This window comes from Chryseobacterium sp. (assembly GCF_022712095.1).
Taxonomy (GTDB): Bacteria; Bacteroidota; Bacteroidia; order Flavobacteriales; family Weeksellaceae; genus Chryseobacterium.
On the sequence record NZ_JALAHD010000208.1, the window covers coordinates 1 to 21,649 of the forward strand.

The 21,649-nt window shown below is 34.9% G+C and carries 21 protein-coding genes and 1 other RNA gene; 6 read left to right on the forward strand and 16 right to left on the reverse strand.

Features of this window, described 5'->3' with window-relative positions; translation table 11 throughout:
- The 9 genes from Q0A18_RS10865 to Q0A18_RS10905 all read right to left on the reverse strand — a co-directional run.
- The coding region (locus tag Q0A18_RS10865; RefSeq protein WP_292010173.1) for a regulatory protein RecX at positions 1-435 on the reverse strand (435 nt) is incomplete at its 3' end.
- Positions 436-500: 65 nt separating this feature from the next.
- Positions 501-1,766 carry a serine hydroxymethyltransferase gene (glyA, locus tag Q0A18_RS10870; protein ID WP_292010174.1) on the reverse strand — a complete coding sequence of 422 codons (1,266 nt, stop codon included), beginning with the start codon at positions 1,764-1,766 and terminating at the stop codon, positions 501-503.
- 111 nt (positions 1,767-1,877) lie between these two features.
- Positions 1,878-2,777 (reverse strand): NAD(P)/FAD-dependent oxidoreductase, encoded by a 900-nt coding sequence (locus Q0A18_RS10875; RefSeq protein WP_292010175.1) that lies wholly within the window; start codon positions 2,775-2,777, stop codon positions 1,878-1,880.
- A 224-nt stretch (positions 2,778-3,001) separates the two neighbouring features.
- Complete coding sequence (locus tag Q0A18_RS10880; RefSeq protein WP_292010176.1) at positions 3,002-3,523, reverse strand: DUF2867 domain-containing protein; 522 nt, start codon at positions 3,521-3,523, stop codon at positions 3,002-3,004.
- Positions 3,520-4,047: a TetR/AcrR family transcriptional regulator gene (locus Q0A18_RS10885; RefSeq protein WP_292010177.1), complete on the reverse strand. Its 528-nt coding sequence runs from the start codon at positions 4,045-4,047 to the stop codon at positions 3,520-3,522. The genes Q0A18_RS10880 and Q0A18_RS10885 overlap by 4 nt, the downstream gene beginning before the upstream one ends.
- Before the next feature lie 127 nt (positions 4,048-4,174).
- Complete coding sequence (locus Q0A18_RS10890) at positions 4,175-5,368, reverse strand: efflux RND transporter periplasmic adaptor subunit (protein WP_292010178.1); 1,194 nt, start codon at positions 5,366-5,368, stop codon at positions 4,175-4,177.
- A 41-nt stretch (positions 5,369-5,409) separates the two neighbouring features.
- Positions 5,410-6,681, reverse strand: a complete 1,272-nt coding sequence (locus Q0A18_RS10895; protein ID WP_292010179.1) for an ABC transporter permease — start codon at positions 6,679-6,681, stop codon at positions 5,410-5,412.
- Between the two features lie 57 nt (positions 6,682-6,738).
- The gene (locus Q0A18_RS10900) at positions 6,739-7,968 is read right to left on the reverse strand and encodes an ABC transporter permease (RefSeq protein ID WP_292010180.1); all 1,230 of its coding nucleotides are present in this window, start codon (positions 7,966-7,968) and stop codon (positions 6,739-6,741) included.
- Between the two features lie 30 nt (positions 7,969-7,998).
- Entirely contained in the window at positions 7,999-8,688 is a 690-nt protein-coding gene (locus Q0A18_RS10905) for an ABC transporter ATP-binding protein (RefSeq protein ID WP_292010181.1), read from the reverse strand.
- 424 nt (positions 8,689-9,112) lie between these two features.
- Here Q0A18_RS10905 and Q0A18_RS10910 point away from each other — a divergent pair, with 424 nt between their 5' ends.
- The 4 genes from Q0A18_RS10910 (at position 9,113) to Q0A18_RS10925 (ending at position 13,152) form a co-directional block, all read left to right on the forward strand.
- Positions 9,113-10,087, forward strand: coding sequence for a ribonucleotide-diphosphate reductase subunit beta (locus Q0A18_RS10910; RefSeq protein WP_292010182.1), 975 nt, complete (start codon positions 9,113-9,115; stop codon positions 10,085-10,087).
- A gap of 5 nt (positions 10,088-10,092) precedes the next feature.
- Positions 10,093-10,275: a DUF2158 domain-containing protein gene (locus Q0A18_RS10915; protein WP_292010183.1), complete on the forward strand. Its 183-nt coding sequence runs from the start codon at positions 10,093-10,095 to the stop codon at positions 10,273-10,275.
- 178 nt (positions 10,276-10,453) lie between these two features.
- The gene (locus Q0A18_RS10920) at positions 10,454-12,121 is read left to right on the forward strand and encodes a ribonucleoside-diphosphate reductase subunit alpha (protein WP_292010218.1); all 1,668 of its coding nucleotides are present in this window, start codon (positions 10,454-10,456) and stop codon (positions 12,119-12,121) included.
- 140 nt (positions 12,122-12,261) lie between these two features.
- Positions 12,262-13,152, forward strand: a complete 891-nt coding sequence (locus Q0A18_RS10925) for a DUF72 domain-containing protein (protein WP_292010184.1) — start codon at positions 12,262-12,264, stop codon at positions 13,150-13,152.
- Positions 13,153-13,192: 40 nt separating this feature from the next.
- On the opposite strand, the gene Q0A18_RS10930 is transcribed toward Q0A18_RS10925, so the two are convergent.
- From Q0A18_RS10930 to Q0A18_RS10955, 6 genes are all read right to left on the reverse strand, one after another.
- Positions 13,193-13,786: a hypothetical protein gene (locus Q0A18_RS10930; protein WP_292010185.1), complete on the reverse strand. Its 594-nt coding sequence runs from the start codon at positions 13,784-13,786 to the stop codon at positions 13,193-13,195.
- 43 nt (positions 13,787-13,829) lie between these two features.
- The gene (locus Q0A18_RS10935) at positions 13,830-14,474 is read right to left on the reverse strand and encodes an HD domain-containing protein (protein ID WP_292010186.1); all 645 of its coding nucleotides are present in this window, start codon (positions 14,472-14,474) and stop codon (positions 13,830-13,832) included.
- A gap of 3 nt (positions 14,475-14,477) precedes the next feature.
- The gene (locus tag Q0A18_RS10940) at positions 14,478-15,314 is read right to left on the reverse strand and encodes an alpha/beta fold hydrolase (protein WP_292010187.1); all 837 of its coding nucleotides are present in this window, start codon (positions 15,312-15,314) and stop codon (positions 14,478-14,480) included.
- 87 nt (positions 15,315-15,401) lie between these two features.
- A complete protein-coding gene (locus Q0A18_RS10945; protein WP_292010188.1) occupies positions 15,402-16,289 on the reverse strand; it encodes a ribokinase in 888 nt (295 codons plus the stop codon).
- Between the two features lie 66 nt (positions 16,290-16,355).
- Complete coding sequence (locus Q0A18_RS10950) at positions 16,356-16,991, reverse strand: DUF4241 domain-containing protein (protein ID WP_292010189.1); 636 nt, start codon at positions 16,989-16,991, stop codon at positions 16,356-16,358.
- Positions 16,992-17,074: 83 nt separating this feature from the next.
- Positions 17,075-19,690 carry a valine--tRNA ligase gene (locus tag Q0A18_RS10955; protein ID WP_292010190.1) on the reverse strand — a complete coding sequence of 872 codons (2,616 nt, stop codon included), beginning with the start codon at positions 19,688-19,690 and terminating at the stop codon, positions 17,075-17,077.
- A gap of 128 nt (positions 19,691-19,818) precedes the next feature.
- Here Q0A18_RS10955 and Q0A18_RS10960 point away from each other — a divergent pair, with 128 nt between their 5' ends.
- Both Q0A18_RS10960 and Q0A18_RS10965 read left to right on the forward strand, forming a co-directional pair.
- Positions 19,819-20,277: a DUF1573 domain-containing protein gene (locus Q0A18_RS10960; protein ID WP_292010191.1), complete on the forward strand. Its 459-nt coding sequence runs from the start codon at positions 19,819-19,821 to the stop codon at positions 20,275-20,277.
- 77 nt (positions 20,278-20,354) lie between these two features.
- Positions 20,355-21,224 carry a polyphosphate kinase 2 family protein gene (locus tag Q0A18_RS10965; protein ID WP_292010192.1) on the forward strand — a complete coding sequence of 290 codons (870 nt, stop codon included), beginning with the start codon at positions 20,355-20,357 and terminating at the stop codon, positions 21,222-21,224.
- A gap of 5 nt (positions 21,225-21,229) precedes the next feature.
- Here Q0A18_RS10965 and rnpB read toward each other — a convergent pair.
- An RNA gene (gene rnpB, locus Q0A18_RS10970) (RNase P RNA component class A) lies at positions 21,230-21,553 on the reverse strand.
- Positions 21,554-21,649 lie beyond the last annotated feature (96 nt).

Here is a 21,649-nt window from a genome sequence, read left to right on the forward strand (position 1 = left end):
ATCATACTCAAATCCTTTACCAATCATAAATTTTATGGCTCTAGATTTTTTCTGATATTCTTTTAATTCTTTTTGTTTAGAAAAATAATCATCATATATCTTTCTTATTACTTTCCGATAATCCTCCTCATCAATTTCATCAAAACATCTGGCAATTAATTTTTCAGCAACCTGCTTTTGCTTAAGATTTCCTTTTATTTTATTTCTTCCCCAGTTTTTAATATAGAACTTTCCTCTTATATAACTTCTGACAAAGCGTTCTTCATTTAAAAAATTCTCTTTTAAAAGGTACAAAATGATTTCTTCCTTAGCCTCCGGAATTAACATGAATTCTCTCATCTTTTGTTCTACTTCCGCATGACAACGGTCCTGATAAACACAATAGCTGACAAGTTTCTGTTTGATTTCATCAAAAGTGAAAGATTTTTTTTCCATAATCCTATAATGAAAAAAGAATGGACAGGTCTGTCCATTCTTTATATTTTCAATTTAAATTGTTATTAATAATTAAACAAAGCCTTACCCTCCATTAATTCATTTACCTTTTTTCTAACTCCTGTAAGGATATCTTCATTTTTAATATTATCTACCACCTCAGAGATCAATTCTGCTATAGAATCCATGTCCTGCTCTTTTAATCCACGTGTTGTAATCGCTGCTGTCCCCAATCTGATTCCAGAAGTGGTAAATGGAGATTTATCATCAAAAGGAACCATATTCTTATTACAGGTAATATCTGCCTTTACCAAAGCTTTTTCTGTTTCCTTTCCGTTTACCCCTTTATTTCTAAGATCTACAAGCATTAAATGGTTATCTGTTCCTCCACTTACAATATCAAAACCTCTGTCGATCATCGCCTTTGATAATGCCTGTGCATTGGATTTAACTTGTTTAGCATAAGTTTCAAATTTCCCATCTAAAGCTTCCCCAAACGCTACAGCTTTACCTGCTATAACATGTTCAAGAGGACCTCCCTGAATTCCCGGGAAAACAGCACCATCCAAAACCTGACTCATCATTTTGATTTCTCCTTTTGGAGTTTTATGCCCATAGGTATTTTCAAAGTCTTTCCCCATCATAATCATTCCTCCTCTTGGGCCTCTCAATGTTTTATGAGTAGTGGTAGTTACTACATGACAATGTTCAAATGGAGAGTTCAATAAACCTTTAGCTACTAATCCTGCAGGATGAGCAATATCTGCCCAAAGGGTAGCTCCTATTTCATCAGCAATTTCTCTGAATTTAGCATAGTCAAGATCCCTTGAGTACGCAGAAAATCCAGCAATCAGCATCTTAGGCTTTTCTCTAAGTGCAACTTCTCTCATCTGATTATAATCGATAAGTCCTGATTCTTTTTCTACGCCATAAGAAACCACTTCATACTGAATTCCTGAAAAGTTTACGGCTGAACCATGAGTCAAGTGACCTCCCATTGAAAGATCCATTCCCATGATTTTATCACCAGGCTTTAAAACTGCAAGATAAATAGCTGCATTAGCCTGAGAGCCTGAGTGTGGCTGAACATTTACATAATCAACACCAAAAAGCTCTTTTGCTCTGTCAATTGCTAACGTTTCGACCTCATCTACTATTTCACAACCTCCATAGTATCTTTTACCCGGATATCCTTCAGCATACTTATTGGTCAACACACTTCCCATTGCCTTCATTACATTTTCAGAAACAAAATTTTCTGAAGCAATAAGTTCTACCCCATGGGTTTGTCTTTGTCTTTCTTTTTCAATCAGGTCGAAAATTATATCCATTTTTCTTTTAGTTTTTCAAATTTATCCCCCCAAATGTACGGAATTTCCCTATAGTTTTAAATATGGATAATCAGGATTTTTTGAATTCAGAATATGTAAACCGTTGAGATTTTAAAACTTTTCCTCTACAAGTTCTTTATTCACTACAGCTCCTGTAAAATTTCCCTGAGCGACAGCATTGGCAACAGATCTCATCATAGTTGTATTATCACCACAAGCAAATACTCCCGGAATATTGGTTTTCTGCATTCCATCAATTTTAAGATGACCATAATCCGTCAATTCACAGCCTAAATCTTCTGTATTTACATTTTGCTCAAAAGGAATTTTTGCATAAAGTACTTTAAGAGAAACTTCTTTTCCGTTTTTAAAAATCAATTTTTGAATCTGCCCGTTTTTATGTTCCATCTTTTCAATTTCATCTTCAATAATCTTAATGCTTCTTTTATTTAATTTTTCAAACTGTTCTCTGCTTAAGGTGGATTTACCATTAGTAAATAAAGTCAAATCTTCGGTTAAATTGAAAACCAATTTTGAAAAATCAAAAGCCATATCACCATTGGATAGAATTCCCGTCACTTCATTTTTCACTTCATAGCCATGACAATATGGACAGTGTAAAACAGAAATACCCCAACATTCGGCAAATCCATGAATATCAGGCATAATATCTTTAATTCCAGATGCCAATATTAATTTTCCAGCAAAAAACTTCCTGCCAGCTTTTGTCTCTACTTCAAAATCTTCAGAAGTTTTTTTCATTTTGAGCACTTCCTCATTGATAATTTTTATTGTAGGATACTTTTCCACTTGTTCTCTTGCCAAGTCTGAAATTTCTTTCGGAGTTTTTCCGTCGTGTGTAATAAAATTGTGAGAATGTGGAGTCTGTCTGTTACAAGGCTTTTCACCATCAATGATCAACACTTCCCTTAATGATCTCCCTAAGGACATTCCAGCAGATAATCCTGCATAACTTCCTCCTATAATGATAACTTCAAAATTACTTTCCATTACACGTTATTTTAATAATGGGTAAAGTTAATATAAATATTCATTAATGCAATAATGTTGCAATAATATCATTAAGTTTTATTGGCTCTCCTTTGGAAAATTTCGCCTGTCCTATTTCGTCTTTCAATTTTCCCAGCCTTTCACTCCTGTTCAATCTTTATCGAGACCATTGTTTTGATCCTAAAATATATTTTTATTATACTGATCATTCTATATAATATCTCTTACTTTGAGTTCAACAGTTGATTAATAGTATTTCTGAGCATACTCTTTACTACTATGAAATGAAACGGCATAATAGTATAAAAATATACATACCCAAGCCAATTATGAAAATGAACAACTGTCGTTAATGTAATTCGTTTCAGATTATTTTCTTCATTTGAAATTCTCATAGATAAATAGGCTTTCAAATGACTATCATTTAATAATAATACTGTTTCATTGGGTGTTTTATCTACTACAGAGACTATATTATAGCTTCCACCTTGCTTTATACACTCTATAAAACCATAGATACTTTCGTTATCAGCAGACTTTAGACCAAACGGACTTACAAGTATATTACGGATTTTAAACAGATTTCTAACCCATCCGTTTTCCATTCCCCAAAATGCAATTTGTAAATCATCTGGTGTGATGGTATCCATAAGAGGAACCTTACACTCAAACACATCTGAATAGTTAGCCGGAAGATATTTACTAACTACAGATTCTTTATCTATAATTGTCTTTCTTATTTTCATTGATCAATAGAATGATGTTTATAAAAAGTTTCTAAATCTTCCTTTGGAAGAGTAGGTAATAAATATTGTAAACCTATCAATGTTCCATACCTTAGCAGAGCACTGTGTTTACTTTCTTCCACTCCACAACCTAATTGAATATTTAAATTGAAAAGATATTCCAGACGCATTGCATCTACCTTGGCTAAATAGTGCTTAACAGTCAAATTAGAAAAACTCCATGCACGGATGACAGATTCCATTCCATATGAAGCAGAATATGCCAAGTAATTTAATAGATTTTGTTTCTCATTAGCATCGGCTAATTGTTCTGTCTTTTTGATGAAATCAGTAGTATTTATTTCTTGCCAGTATTTCATCAGGGCATCAATATACATTTCTATATTTTTGAAATGATGATAAAATGAGCCTTTGGTAATTTTCAATAAAGAACAAAGATGATCAATAGTAATCCGCTGATACCCGTCGTTTATTAATACTTCCAATCCTTTTTCCAGCCAATCTGTTTTTTCCGTTTTTTTCATTTTTTATTTTTCTTTTACATACCATACAATATGGTATGTAAATATAAGTATATTTATTGAAATGAATTTAATCAAAAAAATCCCGGAATTTCTTCCGGGATTACACTGAATTTATAGTGTTAGTTTATTATTTCTGTTTTGCTTTAAGCTCTTCTTTATCTTTATCCGAAGGATTCCAAACTTTCACTTCCGAATCTTTTGTAATCCCGGAAAGAATCTGAACGTTGATCCCGTCACTAGCACCCAGCTTTACATAAACCTTTTTAAATTTTCCATCAGGCTGTTTTACCTCAACAAATGGAACATCTTTTCCTTTATTTTTCTCATACTGTACCAATGATTCATCCAATAACAGGGCATTTTTCTGAGAACTTAAAACAATTTCTCCATTCGCAGAGAAACCTGCTCTGATATATTCGTTGTTTGGATTATAAACATCTCCTTCTACCGGGAACTTAATCGTTCCATTGTTATCTTTTCCTTTTGGCGCAATCATAGTCAATCTTCCGGAGAACTTCTTGTTCTGTAAGGCTCCGATAACGATATTCATATCCATTCCCTGCTGTAGCTTTCCTGCCTGAGCTTCATCAATTTCTCCTTCAAAGATCAATGAATTAAGATCTGCAATAGAACAAATTGTAGTTCCGGCATTAAAAGAATTAGCTTCAATCACCTGACTTCCTACCTTTACAGGTACTTCTAAAACAGTTCCGGCAGCTTTAGAACGAATCTGTGTTGTAGCCAGATTCTGTAATTCAGGAATCACACCCGTTTTCACAATCTGCAAGTTCTTCTGGGCAGTTGCCAATTGCTGATATGCATTTTTAAGAGCCTGATCCATTGAATATAGCTGTTGTTGAGAGTTAAGATACTCCTGCTTAGAGATTACTCCTTGATTATATAATTTCTGCTGCATAGCAAACTGCTTCTGCATATTATCCACATTCATTTTTGCATTATTAATCTGCAACTGGGAATTCTGAACATTTTGCTGGGCATTATTCACTTCTGCTACATTGGGAATGATCCTCACAGTAGCAATAAGTTGTCCTGCCGCCACCTTATCTCCTTCATCCACTAAAATCTTATCGATAATTCCGGCGATATTAGGTTTGATTTCAATTTCTTCTTTGGGAACAATTTTTCCTGTGGCCATCACTTTATCATCCATATTCTGAACGGTAGGTTTTCTGGTTAGGAAAGCTTCACTTTCTTTAGAATTGGATTTGATAAGATAACTTATACCGGAAAACAATGCCAGTAACAACAAAAGTCCTAAAAATATATAAATGACTTTTTTCCAGCTAAACTTCTTTTTCATGTATCTAGTTTATTTATTTTAATATTGATTATTTTAAATAATTATTCTGTTCTCAGCGCTTCAATCGGACGGATCTTAACGGCTCTCTGTGCCGGGATCATTCCTATGATTAATCCAAGAATTACCATTACAGCCATTGCTCCAAATACGTTTCCATAATTAACGGTAGGATTATAAAAAGGAAAGGCATCCTGATTCTGAGTTACCGTATTCAGAATCATAAGAAGGAAGATTCCGGAAATAAATCCAATTAATCCAGATGAAAGCGTAATAACAACACTTTCCAACAGTATCTGATTCCTCACTTCGGAGGGCTTGGCTCCTAATGCTCTTCGGATCCCTATTTCTTTCGTTCTTTCTTTTACAGTAATTAATAAGATATTGGAAATAGCAATTACTCCCGCAAGAATGGTTAAAGTTCCTACAACAATGGTAAGAAGCTGCATTCCGCTTAAGAACCCTGTTAGCTTTCCAAATTCTTTTCCAAGATTGAAACTTCCGAAGGCATTCGTATCTTCAGGAGAAACCTTATTTTTAAGCTTAAGAGTCTGTTTTATTTTCTCTTCTACGACATTCAGATCAGCATTAGGTTTACTTACAATAGCAAACATATCGATCTCATCTCCGGCATTATACATTTTAGTATAAGTAGAAAGTGGAATAAACACTGTACGGTCATTCTCAAAACCACCCCCTTTCTTTACCCTGAAAACTCCGACAATATTGAAGAAAATACCTTTTATATTAATGGATTTCCCTACCGGGTTTTCTTTCTTTTTAGCATCAAAAAAGTTGTTATATACCTCTTCCCCTATTACTGCTACATTTTTATTTCCCGAAACATCAGCATCATTGATATAGCGTCCGAAAATAAGTTTCTTTTCTGATATCTTATTTCCCACAGGATAATCTCCCGTAAGAGAATAGGTAGCATTTTTACCATTTCTTGACATAGATTCTCCTGCTGTCCCTGTAAAACTCCCTCTCGCATTTTGTGGAGATATATAATCTATTTCCGGAATTTTATTCTTCAGCATTTCAATATCCGGCAGATTAAGGTGCAGATTTCTTCCTTTTGGAAAACCATCATAGGGAATAGAAGTATTCTGTGCCCATAAAAAAATAGAATTGGTAGCAAATCCTGAAAATAATTTATTAAAACCATTTTCCATTCCTTTTGCGGCGCCTAACAATGTCACATATAAAAACATTCCCCATCCTACTCCAATCATGGTAAGGAAAGTACGGAGTTTATTATTTTTCAGTGAATAATAAATTTCCTGCCAGGTATCTTTTTTAAATAAGATGTTCACTTCTAGTTTGGGTTATAAGTTATTTAATCAATTTTATCTCACCTCAGGTTAATCCTGTTATTCTGTTCTTAAAGCTTCGATAGGTTTAATTTTGGAAGCTCTGTATGCAGGTACGAATCCGGCTATAAGACCTGAAAATACCAAAGCGATAAATGCCATAAAAATTTCGCCTCCACCTACACTCGGGTTGACAATAAAGAACTCTTCGAGCCTGTTTCCTATCAGGTTTAAGGCAAGTACACCCAATCCTACTCCTATCAATCCGGAAACTACTGTAATCACAACACTTTCCTGAACAATCAGTGCTACAATACTCTTAGGTTTAGCCCCGATTGCTTTTCGGACTCCTATTTCTTTGGTTCTTTCTTTTACAATATACACCATGATATTACTGATACCAATAATTCCTGCTAATAGAGTTCCCAACCCAATGAAAGTAACAATCCCTGTAAGAACTGCCATAAACACGAAAGTATCATTCATATTCTGGGCATTATTCCATATACGAACAGCATTTTCATCATCGGGAGATACATTCTTTCTTGCCTTTAATTGATCTTTAAGCTCATCCCCATATTTAATAGCCTCCTGAGGACTAAGGTTTTCATTATAAGCAATATATACTGTACTTACTGTATCAGATCCCTTTTTCATTTGTTGCAAAGTGGTGATAGGAACAGTAATATGCCTTTCGTCCCAGTCTCCTCCATCATCAGAAAAGACTCCGACCACTTTAAACATGGTTCCGTTTATATCAAGATCTTTTCCTACAGGACTCCCGTTTTTAATAAGGTCCCTCTGTACCATTCTCCCGATCACTGCAACATTTTGCTTACGTTCAAGATCATTGGGAGTAAGATATCTTCCTTCCAATATTTTACGGTTTTCTATATATTGTTCTCCCGTATCTGCTCCGTTAATTTGATAACTTCCACTTTCTTTCCCATATTTAACCATTAAATTGGAAGTGTATCTTGGAGTAGAATATCCTACTTTTTCTTTATCTGAGCCAATGAGGAAATCATAATCGTCATTATTCATGGTAACCGTTCTGTCAGATTGAAGTCCGTTATAAGCAACAGTTGTCTTCCCTGTAAAAATTGAAATAAGATTTTGGGCATCTCTTGCAAAACCTTGTGTAAATGCATTTTGAAGACCTTTTCCAATTCCAAATAAAACGATAAAAATAAATAACCCTAAAGCCACTGTAAAACCTGACAGGACAGTCCGCAATACATTACTGCGAATAGAACTGAATATTTCCTGCCAACGATCTAAGTCAAACATGTTATTAATTTAAGTATTAAAATCTGGCTTCTATAAAACAATTTGCTTTATGAATTCATCACTTTCTATAATTCCGTCTTTAAGCACCACATTTCTTTTAGTCTGGGCAGCAACATCAGGTTCATGAGTAACTACTATAATGGTTTTTCCATCATTATTAATCTCCTGAAGTAGTTTCATAATATCAAACGTTGTTTTGGAATCCAATGCTCCGGTAGGTTCATCGGCAAGAATTACTTTAGGATCTGTAATAAGAGCACGGGCAATAGCAACCCTCTGCTTCTGTCCTCCTGATAATTCATTCGGAAGGTGATTCGCCCATTGTCCTAAACCTACTTTTTCAAGATATTCCAGTGCTTTCTGATTTCTTTCTTTCCGGGGAACGTTCTGATAGTACAAAGGTAATGCTACATTATCCAATGCCGTTTTATATCCTATAAGATTAAAAGACTGGAAAATAAAACCTAAAAACTTACTTCTGTATTCAGCAGCTTTCACCTCTGATAAATGCTCAATAGGAACATTATCCAGTTCGTAAGTTCCTGAATCCTTTTCATCAAGTATTCCTATGATATTAAGCAACGTAGACTTCCCTGATCCCGAACTTCCCATAATGGAGACAAATTCCCCTTCGGAAATATTTAGGTTTATACCTTTGAGAACATGCAACTTACTTTTGCCTGTATCATATGATTTATGTAAATTCTGAATTACTAACATTAAGTGATTTCGATTTTAATACTCAATAAGTAGTAGATAATTCCAATTTGTTACAAGAATAATAATTTCTGTCAGTAAATCATTGTTTAACATAAAACTAACTAATTAACAGAATTTTACAAAATATTGTTTAATCTACAACCTTGAATTTTGAGTATTTATTTTCTTAAGTACCGTCTATCTCCATATCAGAGCAAGATTCGTGTAAATGTGGAAAACTTTTAGACTTAAAACTCAGTTAATTAGTATTTCTCCCTTTCAGAATCAGATCTAGTTTTCTAACTTTGTGGTTCACGTATGATAAAAAATACATTAGTATTCTGTTAATAAATCTAAAGCCTAAACAGCTAAAAACCAGAAAATTAGAATTGTATAAACCTTTATCCACAGTGATCTGATTTTTAATAATAAAAAGACATTTAATATGGGAATTTTTGATAAAAGAATAAGCTATAAGCCGTTTGAATACCCTGAAGTTCTTCAATTCATTGAAGCAATTAATAAAGCATACTGGGTACATTCGGAAGTGGATTTTACTGCAGATGTTCAGGATTTTCATTCGCAGCTGGAGCCTCATGAGAAAAATGCTGTTAAAAATGCACTTTTAGCCATTGCTCAGATTGAAGTATCGGTGAAATCGTTTTGGGGAAATTTATATCACCATCTTCCTAAACCGGAACTAAACGGATTGGGAGCGACTTTTGCAGAATGTGAATTCCGTCACTCTGAAGCTTATTCGCGTTTATTGGAAGTCCTGGGTTATAATGAAGAGTTCACCCGCGTGATTGAAGTTCCTGCAGTTAAAAAAAGAATTGAATTCCTTTCCAATGTTCTTAAACATGCGAATTCTACGACTCCAAAAGAATATGTCTCTTCTTTATTATTATTCAGTATTCTTATTGAAAATGTATCTTTATTCTCTCAGTTTGCTATTATTCTGTCCTTTACACGATTCAAAGGGTTTATGAAGAATGTTTCCAACATTATTGCATGGACATCAGTAGATGAGCAGATTCATGCAAACGGGGGCATTTACTTAATCAATAAAATCCGCGAGGAGCAACCTAACCTATTAACAGATTCTGATATTGAAGATATTTATACTTTAGTTGATCAGTCTGTAGAGCTAGAAGGTGAAATTTTAGACTGGATCTTTGAATTAGGAGAATTAAGCAACTTCTCAAAAGAAGATCTTATTAACTTCATGAAGTATCGAGTGGATGACAGTTTGAAAAAGATCAATATGGGAACACGTTACAATATTTCTCCGGAACAATACCGCCCTTTAATGTGGTTTGAGGAAGAAGTATTCGCTAACAGTTTAGATGATTTCTTTGCAAAAAGACCGGTAGACTATACTAAGCATGATAAAAGTATTACTGCAAACGATTTATTCTAAAAGTTATGGATTTTAAAGTAGGTGATGTTGTACAATTGAAATCAGGTAGTCCTTCTATGACTATCGTGGAGATTTTCAACAACCACAGTATGGCAAGCTGTACATGGTATGATTTTGCAACCAATAGCTGGAACAGAGAAAATGCTTTTCCCTTAATCGCTTTACAATTGGTAAATCCTAAGGATTAAAAACTTATTCACTAAGCTGAATTCAATGAAGAAGGATATGAAGTTTTGACAATTATCTCTCCATTACAGAAGTGATAATGGGTGGATTGTAATCATTCCCTTGACTATTTAAATTAAAAAAATACACAAAATTCCTGAACATTTTTCTACAATAAAATATGTTTGGGAATTTGAAAATATAGAAACTATGGAAGAACAAGAGACAAATATATGGTGGCTTAATGAAGAGTCCGAGCAAATGCTCAACAGAGGATATCTACTGAAGGGAGAAACAGTAGAAGGAGCAATCGACAGAATTACTTCAGCCGCTGCCAAAAAACTATATAAGCCGGAATTACAACCTGCTTTTAAAGAGATGATCACAAAGGGATGGATCAGCTTTTCTTCTCCGGTTTGGGCTAATATGGGAACCCAGAGAGGGTTACCTATTTCCTGTTTTAACGTTCACATTCCGGACAGCATTGAAGGCATTACCCACAAAATGGGTGAAGTGATCATGCAGACCAAAATCGGAGGGGGTACATCCGGATATTTCGGAGAACTTCGTAACAGAGGTACTGCCGTCACAGACAATGGTAAGTCTTCAGGAGCTGTATCTTTTATGAAACTATTCGATACTGCAATGGATGTGGTTTCCCAAGGTGGTGTAAGAAGAGGAGCATTTGCAGCTTATCTGGATATTGATCACGGAGATATTGAAGAGTTCTTATCCATTAAAGATATCGGAAGTCCTATTCAGAACCTATTCTCTGGAGTATGCGTACCAGACTACTGGATGCAGGATATGGTGAATGGAGATATGGAAAAGCGTAAAATCTGGGCAAGAGTATTGGAAAGCCGCCAGCAAAAAGGGCTTCCATATATTTTCTTTACCGATAACGTTAACAGAAATAAGCCTCAAGTATATAAGGATCTTGGACTGCCTATTAACGCAAGTAATCTTTGTTCTGAAATTATGCTTCCTTCTTCAAGGGAAGAATCATTTATCTGTTGCTTATCTTCTATGAATTTAGAATTATATGATGAGTGGAAAGATACCGATGCAGTGAAACTAGCCGTTTATTTCCTTGATGCAGTATTATCAGAATTTATTGAAAAAACTGAAGGAAACTATTATCTTCACGGGGCAAGAAATTTCGCAATGCGTCACCGTGCTCTTGGATTAGGTGCATTGGGTTACCATTCTTACTTACAAAAAAATATGATCCCGTTTGAAAGTTTCGAGGCGACACAGTTTAACGCAAGAGCTTTCAGACATATTAAAGAGCAGGCAGAACAGGCATCAAGAGAATTAGCCAACATATATGGTGAACCTGAATTATTAAAAGGATACGGGATGAGAAATGCCACTTTATTGGCAATTGCTCCTACTACATCCAGTTCAGCCATTTTAGGACAAACTTCCCCGGGAATCGAACCTTTCTCTTCTAATTACTATAAGGCCGGATTAGCAAAAGGGAATTTTATGCGTAAAAATAAATACCTTGCCAAACTTCTTGAAGAAAAAGGAATTGATAATGAGGAAACATGGAGAACTATCATGTTGAATCACGGATCTGTACAGCACCTTAATGAATTTACCGACGAGGAAAAAGCAGTATTCAAGACCTTTAAAGAAATTTCTCCTATGGAAATTATTTCTCAGGCTGCTCAGAGGCAGCAGTATATTGATCAGGCTCAATCATTAAATCTGCAAATTCCTTCCACAATGCCGGTAAAAGATGTTAACTATCTTTATATTGAAGCATGGAAAAAAGGAGTGAAAACACTATACTACCAGAGAAGTTCTTCTGTATCAAAAGAAATGATGGTTAATTTCGTTTCATGTACCAGTTGTGAAGCTTAATTCAATTTGAATTTATCAATAATTAAAATAAATAAAAGCACGTTTGAAACGTGCTTTTATTTTATCCAGCCTGTTCTCATCTCAACATTTACATAACTTTATAGTATATTTGTTAGTATTAACTCCTAAAAACGTCAAATATGAAATTCGGACAAGTAGAAGATCCTTCGAAAATAGATTTCACATTACCTCCGGACCATCCCAGGACTATAGAAATATTAAAGCAGAATAAAAAAGGTTTGGAAAACATCTCTATCGGATGTGCCAAATGGAATAAAACAGATCTTAAGGGGTTTTATCCTCGGGGAACAAAAGATGAATTAACTTATTATGCTACCCAGTTTAATGCTATAGAGCTTAATGCCACATTCTATGGGATGCCTACACCAGACCAGGTTATAACCTGGAAAGATAAAACTCCGGATAATTTCAAATTTTTCCCTAAAATTACAAATACGGTTTCTCATTTCAGAAGGCTAATTGATGTAACAGAACCTGTCACGCAATTTGCTACTTCCATTTTAAATTTTGATCAAAAGCTGGGAATGGTATTTTTACAACTGCATGATAATTTTAAACCTAAAGATTATGACCGGTTAGAAAAGTTTGTTAAAGATTGGCCCAAAGAAGTTCCTTTAGCAATTGAACTCAGGAATACGGAATGGTTTACGGACCAGAATGTTTTCGATACAACATGCGAACTTTTTGAAGACCATAATATCACTAATATCATAGTAGATACTGCAGGAAGAAGAGATATGCTGCATATGCGCCTTACAACACCTAATGTATTTATCCGCTATGTAGGAGCTAATGCCGAAAGCGATTATGAAAGACTGGATGACTGGTTAGAGCGTTTAACTACGTGGAAAAAAGAAGGGCTTCAGAACCTTTATTTCTTTGTTCACCAGAATATTGAAAAGGCCTCACCACTTCTATCAGCCTATTTCATTAAAAAGATGAATGAAAAATGGAAAACAGATCTACAGATTCCTCAAATGGCTGCTGAAAGCACAGGAACATTATTTTAATATAAAAACAAAAAAGCTCTTAATAATTAAGAGCTTTTTATTATTTATTTCTTCTGAATAATAATACAAGATTAAGAAAAACCAGGAGCAAGTCTAAAGCCACCCAGATTCCCAGCTTTACATTTTCATAATTATAGGTCTCGACCTGTTTCTTTGCTCTGTCTGATAAGTTAACACTCTGGTTGATGTAATTCTGGACCTCAATAATCTGATCAATATTTTTATTCGGCACCGAATGTTGTGAAAAATAAACCAGGTTTTTCTTTCCCAGATACCCCACAATCCAGTATTCATTGGACTTATCCATTTTCAGGTGTTCAGTTCTGTAATATTCCGGGCGGATCTTTCCGATGTGTTTAGTTTCCAAATGTCCGTTTTTATCCGGATTATTGATATTAATTACATAAAAATCCAGAGTTTGGGGAAGTTTATTGATCACCTGTAAAGCAACAGAGTCTTCTACAATTCCCACTGAGCTTTTCTTAATGAACCAATAAGTAAAAATGGAAATGGAAAACACCACCGTTATAATACGGAACAATTTAGCCCACTCCGCACCTTTTCCTGATTTAACCTTATATAGAAAAAGAGAAATTACAGATGTCAGAAATATAATAAAGATGATAAGTCCCATGCTGCAAATATACTGATTTAAGAAGTTTTACAGAAAACTCTCCTTAATCAACATTCCATTCTTTGTAAAACTGATCCAGAAACTGAAGCATATAGTCATGTCTTCCCTGAGCCATCTGCTTTCCCTTTTCCGTATTCATAAGGTCTTTTAGCAATAAAAGTTTTTCATAAAAATGGTTCACCGTAGTCCCATTAGACTTTTTATATTCATCTTTAGTCATATTAAGTTTGGGCTCAATATCCGGATGATACATCAGGTTATTTTTAAATCCTCCGAAATTAAATGTTCTTGCAATTCCTATGGCCCCGATTGCATCTAAACGATCTGCATCCTGAACAATTCTGAGTTCGATAGAAAGATTTTCAGGCGTTTCCGCTCTGTTTTTAAATGAGATATTCTGAATAACAAATAAAACCTGCTTTATGATATTCTCATCCACATTCTGACTTTCCAGAAAATCACGGGAAATGGTTAATGCTTTAGTTTCATCACCATTATGAAATTTAGGATCGGCAATATCATGTAATAAAGCTGCAAGTTCCACTACTTCATGGTTACAGTTTTCCTGATCAGCTATTTTTTTTGATAATTTCCATACTCTTTCAATATGGAACCAATCATGCCCTGCTTCTGCTCCTTCTAATTGTATTTTTACAAAATCTATTGTATTATCAATTACCGTTTTCATTTTTTATAATTCATTTAAAATAATGTCCCAAAGCTTTTTATTATAGCTTCTAAAAAAATTAACATGACCGATTTCTCCTTTTTCAGACTCATTTGTTTTTACCAGCCTATAAGTGGGCTTAAGATTAGGATAAGTATCTCCCAATAGACTTTTAACACCTTTATCTGTCAGCCATCCATCATCCTCTGCTCTTATCACAAAAACTTTCTGATTCAAGTCTTTAGAATAATCATCTATTTTCTCTAATAAACGGTTGGTTGATTTTTTATTCAAAATTAAAGTTCTCCAGTCATACGCACAATTTTTTGGCAGACTTTCTCCCAATCCAAACCAATGTGCCGGAAAATATCCTAATAACTGAGTCGTTAAGGGCTGTGCCACTCCAAATCCAAGGTAGGCTTCCACTTTAGTTCTCCATTTCAAATGCCCTACAAAAGCATTCTGAGTACCTACAAAAACAAATTCCTCAAATATATCCGAATCAGGATTCATTCCCAGTATTAAGGCACCTACTGAGTGTCCTAGACAATATTTATGATAGTCCGGAAACTTCCTTTTAATATAATCAGTCAATGTTTTATAATCTTCACTTCCCCATATCCTCATTGAAGCTTTGAAATTCTTCATTTTAGAAGGCTTGGAAAGACCTATTCCCCTGTAATCATAGGTAATCACTGTATATCCTTTTTCTGAAAGGTATTGGGCAAAAGAAAAATAGATTTGCTGTTTGACACCTGTTGCCGAATTAATAAGTAATAATTTATGATTACTTCGCTCAGGTAGAAACAAATGAGTAGCTATTTCGGTTTGATCTTGAGTGTAAAGTGTAATGCTTTCCATGGTTAAAAGAAAATTTCCACCCCTAAAGTGGAAATTTTACTTTTATGTTTACGTTAATCTTTTAATTTTCTATATGCAGCAAATAGTTTAAACAAAATCTGATTTTATCGGAAGCCCTGTTTGAGATCCTCTTTCTAGTGAAACCCTCGCAGAAACTTCATTACCAAATTTCACACATTCTTCAATAGAATTTCCATGGCATAATGCAATGGCAAAACCTGATGTGAAGGCATCTCCCATCCCCATCTTATGAATAGTATTATCGGTATTATTTCTGAAATATTTCATCTCTGTCCCATCAAAATAAATAGTAGAATTGGTATCATCTCTTACAAAAACTTTATTGAAATATTTTTTTAGAACCTCTTCCCTCTGATCTTCACCAAAAATAATATAAAGCTCACTGCTTTTAGCTACGATAAAATCTACCATATCCAAAATCTCTTCACTCAAGGGAATTGCAGGAGAAGCATATAGTCCTACTTTTTTGCCATATTTTTTTGCCTTTTGAATAGCATATTCCACTGTTTTACGGGAAACTTCAAGCTGGACAAGGACTAGATCCGTAGTATGGAAATACTTATCTGCAGCATCAATATGCTCCGGGCTTAAAAAATTATTAGCAGCAGGAATCACTACAATAGCAGCATTTCCGTTAGACGTAGTCACATAAGCAGTACCTGTCGCATCCTTATCTGTTTCTGCAACAAATCCCACATTCACACCTTCATTCACGAGATTTCTCATAATCTGCTGTCCCAGAGGATCCATTCCTACACACCCTATAAAATATACACTAGCCCCTAATCTTGCTGCACCCACAGCCTGATTTGCACCTTTTCCTCCGAAATAGTTACCTGATTTACGAGCCATAATTGTTTCATTGGGAGCCGGAAGTTTATCCGTCTCTAAAACGAGATCGATGGAAGAGCTTCCTACAACAATAATTCTGGGTTGTTCTGAAGAAAAGTTCATTGTGCTTTTAATATTATATTAGTTTTAACAAATTTAAAAAAAACTGAAGAGCTAAAAAACTTTAATTTAACTAATTTCAATAAATTCAGTTACTATTTTCACAGGCTGTCCTTCCTTGTCATAAGCAATATAACTTGCATAAAATCCCTCTCCATATCCTGCTTCAAACGCAAATATGGTTCCTGGCTGATTTTCTGAAGGTTTTAAAAAAGCATATTGGTCAATTGCTCCATTTTCATCAAAAAAATATTCATGGAAAAATTCTTCATAAATCCCCATAAAATCAACTCCTTTGCTATGGTATAATCTTTTTTCCAGCTGATTAAGACTTTCCTGAGTCTCTATATCCATAAAACAACCCATTCCACTGTCCACGGGATATCCGAAAACCTCACCTTCCTGCAGTTCATTAGTATCCTGACCGGGAACAGTCGCCAGTTTCCATTCTGCAATTGGTGAATGACTGAAAATAATTTCTGTATAAGCCACACAATTACTTTCTCTTTCTTTATGTAATAGAACAGAAAAATCACCTACGGGAAATACCGTTTCAAATGCCTGCATATCATTAGTAATTAAAGGATCACAAGCTATAAGCTTTCCACTGGTTAAATATATTTTTCCCACTTCAAAACTTTCTATAAGCGGGCTCTCCACAAAACTCCGGGAGAATAACTGCTCTATATTTTCTATGTGTTTCATTGAATTTAATAGATGGGTATTTTAAAAATTGTCAGACTTAGATTACTGAGCCTGACAATTCCAACTAAACTTATATATAAAAATTATAAACTTTTTAATTTTTCTTCTAAAATAGTGATTTTATCCTGAGCATCTTTTTGTTTCTTACGCTCCACTTCTACTACTTCAGGTTTTGCATTAGCCACAAACTTCTCATTGGAAAGCTTCTTTTCTACAGAAATCAGAAAACCTTTCAGGTATTTCAATTCTTCTTCGGTCTTCTTTTTTTCTTCGCCAAGATCTAAATTTTCACTTAACGGAATCGAAACCTCTACAGAACCTACCAGGAATGTAAAACTCGGCTTATCTGTTTTTTCTCCGAAGTGGATTTCAGAAACATTTGCCAGCTTTCTGATAACAGCTTCATTCATAAATGCTGAAGCATTAGTATAAATTTCCACTGCCTCTCTTGGCGAGATTCCTTTTGTCTGGCGGTAATTTCTAACTCCTGTAATCAGTTCTTCAGCAGTCTCAAAATTTTTAATAATTTCTTCACTGAAGTCACCTCCTTTTTTCTGTTGGGTGATCACCAAAGCTTCCTCCGCTTTTCTCTCTGAAATTAAATGCCATAACTCTTCTGTCTGGAATGGCATAAACGGATGTAAAAGTTTCATCAGTTCTTCAAAGAAAATAATTGTCTGCTGATATACTTCTTCTGAAATTCCCTCCCCATAATTAGGTTTAATCGCTTCAAGATAAGACCCGCAAAAATCATCCCAAATTAATTTATAAATCAAATGCAGCGCATCAGAGATTCTGAATTTCTCGAACTGCTGATCAATTTCATTAATCGTTTTATCAAGTTTATTCCCAAACCATTCAATTGCCTGCTGATCAGCTGAATTAGCTGATTTCCCTTCTTTTTTAAATCCTTGGATCAAACGGAAAGCATTCCAGATTTTCGTCATGAAATTTCTTCCCTGCAACATCAGGTCTTCATCAAAAAGAAGATCATTCCCAGCCGCTGAACTTAACAGAATTCCTACACGAACACCATCCGCACCATATTTATCCATTAATTCCAAAGGATCCGGAGAATTCCCTAAAGACTTGGACATTTTCCGACGTTGCTTATCTCTTACAATTCCCGTAAAATAAACATTCTTAAACGGAATTTCTTTTCTGTATTCCAATCCGGACATAATCATTCTGGCCACCCAGAAGAAAATAATATCAGGACCTGTTACCAAGTCTGAAGTAGGATAATAATACTGAATATCTTTATTTTCAGGATCTAATAATCCGTTAAATACGGAGATTGGCCACAACCAAGATGAGAACCATGTATCCAATACATCATCATCCTGTCTCAGATCAGAAGCAGTAAGCCCGGAATTATCAGATTTTTCCTTTGCCAGAGCTAAGGCTTCTTCCGGTGTTTCCGCTACAACGAAATCATCATCCCCGTTTCCGAAATAATAAGCAGGAATCTGCTGTCCCCACCATAGCTGACGCGAGATATTCCAGTCACGGATATTTTCCATCCAGTGTTTATAAGTATTTTTAAACTTTTCAGGATAGAACTTAACCTCATCATCCATTACTACGTCCAGAGCAGGCTTTCCAATTTCAGACATTTTTAAAAACCACTGAACTGAAATCTTAGGTTCAATTACAGCTCCCGTTCTTTCGGATGTTCCTACTTTATTTACATAATCTTCGGCTTTTAACAATAGATCTTTTTCTTCAAGTTCCTTAGCAATCTGCTTTCTCACTTCAAATCTATTTTTACCTGCATAATGTAACCCATACTCATTAAGATTACCATCATCATCCAATGCGTCAATAATTTTCAATTGATGCTTCTGTCCTATTTCATAGTCATTAGTATCATGTGCCGGTGTAATTTTCAAAGCCCCTGTTCCGAACTCAATATCCACATATTCATCTTCAATAATTGGAATGATGCGGTCTACAATCGGTACAATTACATTTTTACCTTTAAGATGGGCATATCTTTCATCACTAGGATTAATACATACTGCAGTATCTCCAAAAATTGTTTCAGGACGTGTCGTAGCTACTGAAAGATAATCTTCTGATCCTTCAATTTTATATTTAAGGAAATACAGTTTTCCGTTCTGCTCTTTGAAGATTACTTCTTCGTCAGAAATATTGGTCTTGGCTTCAGGATCCCAGTTGATCATTCTGTATCCTCTGTAGATCAGTCCTTTATTATATAGATCAACAAAACTTTTAATAACCTGCTGGGACATCTCGTCTTCCATGGTAAATCTTGTTCTGTCCCAATCACATGAACAACCCAGTTTTTTCAGCTGTTCAAGAATGGTTCCTCCATATTTGTGAGTCCAGTCCCAGGCATGTTTCAAAAATTCATCTCTGGTAATATCTGTTTTATTGACTCCTTCTGATTTCAGTTTAGCAACAACTTTAGCTTCAGTAGCAATTGAAGCATGATCTGTTCCTGGAATCCAGCAGGCATTAAAGCCCTGCATTCTTGCACGACGGACCAAAACATCCTGGATAGTATTATTCAACATATGTCCCATGTGTAATATCCCCGTAACATTTGGCGGAGGAATTACCAAAGTATATGGAGGTTTATTATTAGGCTCTGAGTGAAAATATTTATTTTCTAGCCAGTAACTATACCATTTTTGCTCTGTCTCCTGTGGATTATACTTTTCTGAAATCTGCATAAATTCTATTTCTTTAGCTTACAATTTGCAAAAATAGTTTAAACAAAAAAAATTTTAAGCATTAATTAAAATAATTTTTAACTTTGTTTCTTAATAATTATCTAACAAACATATTAACTCTCAAGAATATGAAAAAATTATTTGCAGGAATTGCACTATTCGGAACATTTGCTATAGCGGCTGCACAAACTATTACATTTGATAAAACGACTTACGATTATGGTACTGTTAAGCCTAGCTCTGACGGTACAAGATATTTTACGGTAACTAATACTGGGGACAAGCCTTTGGTATTATCAAACGTAAAAGCTTCTTGCGGATGTACAACTCCGGAATTCAGTACTGATCCTATTATGCCTGGAAAATCTGCTAAAATAAAAGTAGGATATAATACAGCAATCAATGGTGGATTCAACAAAATGATTGAAGTATTTTCTAATGACCCAGCAAACAGCAGAAGCGTAATCTATATCAAAGGTACAGTAGATGCAAACGCTCCTGAAGCAACTGCTGCTCAAACAAAAGCTGAACCTGTGGCTGATGCTAAAAAGGTTGCTAAAAAGACTAAAAAAGTAGCTTCTAAATAAGAAGCTACTTAAAAAAATAAAAAAACCGCCTTGATCAAGGCGGTTTTTTTATTACATTTATTCTATAATTAGATCATATGGACATAAATTTCTCAGACAATTTCTTAATCAAAGATAAATTCTCAATAAAAAAAGTTTCTACAGAATATAAAGGCGGGCTTACCAAGGAAGATGGAGTAAAAATGCTTCTTCAGGAAAAAGAAAAGCTTCATCAGCTTCAAGAAAAACTTTACGCTGACGGAAGTAAATCTCTTCTTGTTGTTCTTCAAGCTATGGATGCTGCCGGTAAGGACAGTCTTGTGGAACACGTTTTCGGAGGAGTAAACCCTCAGGGATGCAATGTTACCAGTTTTAAAACTCCAAGTTCCCAAGAATACTCCCATGATTTCCTATGGCGGCACTATCTGGCCTTACCTCAAAAAGGAATGATAGGTATATTCAATCGCTCTCATTATGAAAATGTACTTGTCTGTAAGGTTCATCCTGAATATAATCTTAATGAAAAAACATGGAAATCCGTAAAAGATTTTGACAAAAATTTCTGGGAAAACAGGTATGAAAGTATCCGAAATTTTGAAAAACATTTAGCTCAAAACGGAACCACTATCGTCAAGATATTTTTAAATGTTTCTAAAAAAGAACAGAAGAAGAGACTTCTAGACAGAATTAATGAAACAGATAAAAACTGGAAATTTTCTAGTGGAGATTTACCTGAACGTGCTTTATTTGATCAATACATGGAAGCTTACGAAACAGCAATCAATGAAACTTCTAAAGATTACGCTCCATGGTATGTACTGCCTGCTGATGACAAATGGTTTGCAAGAGTCGCTGCTATACAAATTATTATTGATACATTAGAGAAAATGAATTTACAATTCCCCCAACTTTCCGAAAAGGATCAACAGGGATTACTGGATGCCAAAAGACAATTGGAAAACGAATAATAAAAATCACGAGAAAATCTATAAGCCGGATTCTGTTCTTCTGAACGAAGTGCCTGTTATTTATCTACGTCTTACATTGCTGCAAAACTTGAGCTGATTACCCCTCGGCTTTTGGAGCGAGCAACTCCTATTCTCATTGCTGAAAAGAACCGATATACTTATCATTGCACCACAAAGAGTTTACCTGGTTTCACTACAGCCGAACTGTACTTGCTTTCTGTTGCACTGGTCCTACCCTCTCGGGTGACGGATGTTATCCGCTTTGCTGCTCTACGGTGTCCGGACTTTCCTACCCCTGTAAAACAGGAATCAACAAGCCAACTTTCTCGTGGCTGCAAAGATACGGCATAATTTGGAAATGAGTGTAAGACTGCATACTAATTAGCGATACAATCACATTCACTTTATTTAATATTCCTGATAAA

Coding starts and splice junctions, on each gene's coding strand:
- glyA (WP_292010174.1), bottom strand. CDS start 1,766: ATGGATATAATTTTCGACCTGATTGAAAAAGAAAGACAAAGACAAACC.
- Q0A18_RS10875 (WP_292010175.1), bottom strand. CDS start 2,777: ATGGAAAGTAATTTTGAAGTTATCATTATAGGAGGAAGTTATGCAGGA.
- Q0A18_RS10880 (WP_292010176.1), bottom strand. CDS start 3,523: ATGAAAATAAGAAAGACAATTATAGATAAAGAATCTGTAGTTAGTAAA.
- Q0A18_RS10885 (WP_292010177.1), bottom strand. CDS start 4,047: ATGAAAAAAACGGAAAAAACAGATTGGCTGGAAAAAGGATTGGAAGTA.
- Q0A18_RS10890 (WP_292010178.1), bottom strand. CDS start 5,368: ATGAAAAAGAAGTTTAGCTGGAAAAAAGTCATTTATATATTTTTAGGA.
- Q0A18_RS10900 (WP_292010180.1), bottom strand. CDS start 7,968: ATGTTTGACTTAGATCGTTGGCAGGAAATATTCAGTTCTATTCGCAGT.
- Q0A18_RS10905 (WP_292010181.1), bottom strand. CDS start 8,688: ATGTTAGTAATTCAGAATTTACATAAATCATATGATACAGGCAAAAGT.
- Q0A18_RS10910 (WP_292010182.1), top strand. CDS start 9,113: ATGGGAATTTTTGATAAAAGAATAAGCTATAAGCCGTTTGAATACCCT.
- Q0A18_RS10915 (WP_292010183.1), top strand. CDS start 10,093: ATGGATTTTAAAGTAGGTGATGTTGTACAATTGAAATCAGGTAGTCCT.
- Q0A18_RS10925 (WP_292010184.1), top strand. CDS start 12,262: ATGAAATTCGGACAAGTAGAAGATCCTTCGAAAATAGATTTCACATTA.
- Q0A18_RS10930 (WP_292010185.1), bottom strand. CDS start 13,786: ATGGGACTTATCATCTTTATTATATTTCTGACATCTGTAATTTCTCTT.
- Q0A18_RS10935 (WP_292010186.1), bottom strand. CDS start 14,474: ATGAAAACGGTAATTGATAATACAATAGATTTTGTAAAAATACAATTA.
- Q0A18_RS10940 (WP_292010187.1), bottom strand. CDS start 15,314: ATGGAAAGCATTACACTTTACACTCAAGATCAAACCGAAATAGCTACT.
- Q0A18_RS10945 (WP_292010188.1), bottom strand. CDS start 16,289: ATGAACTTTTCTTCAGAACAACCCAGAATTATTGTTGTAGGAAGCTCT.
- Q0A18_RS10950 (WP_292010189.1), bottom strand. CDS start 16,991: ATGAAACACATAGAAAATATAGAGCAGTTATTCTCCCGGAGTTTTGTG.
- Q0A18_RS10955 (WP_292010190.1), bottom strand. CDS start 19,690: ATGCAGATTTCAGAAAAGTATAATCCACAGGAGACAGAGCAAAAATGG.
- Q0A18_RS10960 (WP_292010191.1), top strand. CDS start 19,819: ATGAAAAAATTATTTGCAGGAATTGCACTATTCGGAACATTTGCTATA.
- Q0A18_RS10965 (WP_292010192.1), top strand. CDS start 20,355: ATGGACATAAATTTCTCAGACAATTTCTTAATCAAAGATAAATTCTCA.